The 437-nt window shown below is 31.1% G+C and carries 2 protein-coding genes; both read right to left on the bottom strand.

Features of this window, described 5'->3' with window-relative positions; all coding sequences use genetic code 11:
• On the bottom strand, window positions 1-81 hold an 81-nt coding region (locus tag MPF19_RS19220), incomplete at its 3' end, for a transposase (protein WP_249989876.1).
• The coding region (locus MPF19_RS19215) for an RNA-binding protein (RefSeq protein WP_502925290.1) at window positions 65-437 on the bottom strand (373 nt) is incomplete at its 5' end. The genes MPF19_RS19220 and MPF19_RS19215, both read right to left, overlap by 17 nt.

Here is a 437-nt window from a genome sequence, read left to right as displayed (position 1 = left end):
ATCTAAAGCTAATTTTTGCACATGAAATCGATCTATAACTAATACTGCTTTGGGAAATGATTTTTTAACGATTAACCCCATGTTTCCTGCCATGTTTATGGTTACTTCTTTTACTTTTTTTTCGTTGTTTTAAGGACAGTTTATGAAAGACTCTAATAACATCTTCTGCTTTAATACCTTTAATCATAGTTATTAAAGCACCTTTCTTTCCATTCGCATTTTTATTAGTCACTATAGTATATAAATCTCCATTAGAAAATGCTGGTTCATCTATGGAAAGATAACTTCCAATATTTTTAGGAAAAAGCAACCATTGTTCAGCATGCGGTTTTTGGTTCCATAGCTTAAAATCACTTAAATAATCTTTGTATTGTCTCTGTAAGTTTCTAGGGCTTACTCCGTAAAAGGTTGCTACAACAGATGTACTTGAAGCATTA

The organism is Polaribacter sp. Z014 (genome assembly GCF_023555435.1).
Taxonomy (GTDB): domain Bacteria; phylum Bacteroidota; class Bacteroidia; order Flavobacteriales; family Flavobacteriaceae; genus Polaribacter.
This window is presented reverse-complemented; position numbering and strand designations above follow the sequence as displayed.